Source organism: Kribbia dieselivorans NBRC 106261 (assembly GCF_001552435.1).
In the GTDB taxonomy this organism is placed as follows: domain Bacteria; phylum Actinomycetota; class Actinomycetes; order Actinomycetales; family Dermatophilaceae; genus Kribbia; species Kribbia dieselivorans.
Map to the genome: position 1 here is coordinate 1 of NZ_BCRE01000259.1, position 3,421 is coordinate 3,421.

Genomic DNA, 3,421 nt, shown 5'->3' on the forward strand with positions numbered 1-3,421 from the left:
CCCGCCGGCGCTGCTCACCGAGCGTCAGGTCGCCGAGGGGCCGTGGGACGCCGTCGGCGGCGCGCTCGGCGACGCGCGCGTCCTACTCGACCTGGGCAACGCCGCTGCGACCGCGCCGTGGACGTCGATGGCCGCCGCGATGGCCGGCACGCCCCTGGTCGGCACGTCCGGTCTGGGCAGCGCGTTGCCGGCCGAGATCGACGCGCTCGTGCCGCGCGTCGATGAGCAGCAGGCACTGCGCTCTGAACTCGTCGCCCGGATGCGCCAGGAGGAACTCGTCGCGCGCGAAGGCCTGCGCCTGCGACGGGCCGTGCTCGCCGGGCACACCGCCGGGCACCGCGCGGCCACGATCCTCACCGCGGCCGGTCGCGAGACCCCGGCGCCGTACACGAACCGGTCGATCTCGGCGGTCGTGCCGACCAACCGGGTGCACGAACTCGACAACGTCATGGCCAACCTCGGGCGCCAGTCGCACGCCGACACCGAACTCGTGCTCGTGCTGCACGGACTGGCCGACCACCCCGAGATCGATGACGCCGACCTGCGCCGTCGGGCCACACAGGCCGGAGCCGCGAACCTCACGATCGTGCACGCCGATCCGTCATTGACGCTTGGGGCCTGCATGAACCTCGGCGTCGACGCGGCCGGCGGGCGCTACGTCGCGAAGATGGACGACGACAACTTCTACGGCGAGCACTACCTGGCCGACCTCGTCGACGCGTTCGCGAGCACCGACGCCGGGATCGTCGGCAAGTGGTGCCACTACGTGTGGCTGCGCTCGACCGGTGCGGTCGTGTTGCGCTACCCCGATTCGGAGCAGCGTTACGAGCGGCGCATCCAGGGCGGCTCGATGCTCTTCGACGGGGATGTCGTGCGACGGATCCGGTTCAGCGACATCCCGCGCGCGGTCGACTCCGACATCCTCGACCGGTCGATGGCCGAGGGTGTGCGGGTGTGGAGCGGGGACCGGTACAACTACGTCTCCATCCGCGGCACCGACCGCACCGCCCACACGTGGACCGTCACCGACTCGACCTTCATGACCGCCACCGGGCGGTTGCTGTTCTACGGCGACCCGCGCGAGCACGTCTCCGTTTGATCTGATTTGTTTGACCGACCCACCCGAGAGGACCCTCATGGCTTCGGACCGACCCACCACTCCGATCGGCACGGCGGGCCGCCGCGCGGCACTCAAGGTCGCCCGCGCCGTGCCCCTGGGGCCGTTGGCGGGCCTGCCCGGCGGGGTCGGTGAAGCCGGCGCCAAGGCCGCGATCCTGCGCGCGAAGTTCCAGCTCGACTCCGACGACCCGGCCGGCGCCCTGACGTCGCTGGCGCACCTGACCGACGGGCAGCGCACGACGCCGGTGCACATCATGGCGGCAACCGCGCTGCTCGAGCTCGGGCGCGACGCCGAGGCTGCGGCCGAGGCGCTCGCGGCATCCGAGGGTACGAAGATTCCGGCCGAGGCGGTTCTGGTGGGGTTGCGCGCGGCCCGACGGCTCGAGGATTCCGATCTCGAGGAGCAGTTCCACCGGGCCGCGGCTCGGGCCGTGCCCCGCACGACTCGCGAGGCCGACCGGTTGGCGGTGGCGTTCAAGAGCACCGACCCGGAGATCGTCGACGACTTCGTCACCGCCGCGCGGCAGTGGACGGTCGAACACCGCCGGATGGCCGTCGAGTCGATCCCGGTGTCGGCGCGCCTGGCGCGGATCGAGGACCCGGCTCAGGCGCACGCGGCCGTCATCGAGGAGGGGCGGCGGTCGGCGGCCGGGCTCCGGGCGGCGACGTCCGCGTTGACGGAGGCCGGCGACTGGGACACCTTGGCCGACCTCATCCGGGTCGCCCCGGCGTCGTGGATTGCGGCGTTCGCCCCGAGCCGCGTGCGGGTCGCCGCGGCCAAGGCGCGCAAGGCCGGACATCTGGAGGCGTGCGCGACGTTCTGCGAGGCGCTGATCCGCACCTACCCCGGTGAGGAGGAGGCGCGCGAGCTGCACCGCCTCGTCACCGATCAGATCATCATCGCCCGGGCGGGGTGGCCGGCGGACGAGCCGGCGCCGACCCCGGCGTACCAGCCGCGCCACCGTGCGGTGCTGTCGGTGCTGGCGCAGTCGCTGCCGCATCGCTCCGGTGGATACGCCACCCGCAGCCACGGCATCATCACCGGCCTGCGCGACCGTGGGTGGGACATGACCGCGGCCACGCGCCTGGGGTTCCCGTACGACCGCTGGCCCGAGACGCGCACCGACGAGGTCGAGCCGTTCGACGACATTGACGGAGTGCGGTACACGCGGCTTCTCGAGCCCGGTGAGCGGACGTACGACAACACCCCGATGGCGTCGTACATCGAGCGCTTCGCCAGCCGGATCGAGGAGCAGGCGCGGGCGCACGAGGCGTCGCTGATCCACGCGTCGAGCTTCCAGAACAACGGTCTGGCGGGGCTGCGGGCCGCGCGGCGGTTGGGCATCCCGTTCGTGTACGAGATGCGCGGGCTCGAGGACCTGATGAAGATCTCGCGCGACCCGTCGTTCGGGGCGACGTCGTCGTACACGTACATGACGTCGCTGGAGACGCACATCGCGCAGCAGGCGGACCTGACGTTCGTCATCACCGAGGCGCTGCGCGAGGAGATGATCCGTCGCGGCGCCCCGGCGGACCGCCTGGTCGTCCTGCCGAACGGCGTGCACACCGCCCAGTTCGAGCCGCGTGAGCCGGATGCCGCACTCGTCGCCGAGCTCGGGCTCGAGGGGAAGATGGTCATCGGCTACGCCGGTGGACTCGTCGACTACGAGGGGCTCGACCTGCTGCTCGAGGCGGCGGCGATCCTCAAGGCGGAGCGCAGTGACTTCGCGGTGATCGTCGTCGGCGACGGCCACATGTCGCGCAAGCTGAACAAGTTGGCGGACTCGCTCGACGTCAACGACGTCGTGACGTTCACCGGACGCGTGCCGCACAGCGAGGTCGCGCGGTACCTGTCGGTGTTCCAAGTGACTCCCTTCCCGCGTCTGCCGCTGCCCGTGTGTGAGCTGATCAGCCCGATCAAGCCGTTCGAGTCGATGGCCATGGGCAAGGCGGTCATCTCGTCGTCGGTGGCCGCCCTGACCGAGATCGTCAAGCCGGACGAGCGGGGCCTGGTCTTCGAGAAGGGCAGCGCGCAGTCGCTGGCCGACGCGCTGCGCCGGTACCTCGACGACCCGTCGCTGCGCGAGCAGTACGGTCGCCAGGCCCGCGAGTGGGTGCTGGCCGAACGTGACTGGAGCGACATCTGCGCCATCGTCGACAACGCGTACCACCGCGTCCTCGGCGGCTGAGGCTTCTGACCTCGGACCGCTGACCCGCCCCCTCGCGGGCACGGCTGTCCGCCCCGCCGGGCGGGTGGGTGCCCGGCGGGGTGGTCAGCTGGCGCGCTGGCCTGGCGGTCCGT

2 protein-coding genes are annotated in these 3,421 nt (G+C 71.7%); both read left to right on the forward strand.

Annotated elements, in window-relative coordinates:
* A partial coding sequence (locus tag KD1_RS15590; protein ID WP_157073418.1) for a glycosyltransferase occupies positions 1-1,099 on the forward strand: 1,099 nt, incomplete at its 5' end.
* Between the two features lie 37 nt (positions 1,100-1,136).
* Positions 1,137-3,308, forward strand: a complete 2,172-nt coding sequence (locus KD1_RS15595; protein ID WP_068403439.1) for a glycosyltransferase family 4 protein — start codon at positions 1,137-1,139, stop codon at positions 3,306-3,308.
* Positions 3,309-3,421: the final 113 nt, after the last annotated feature.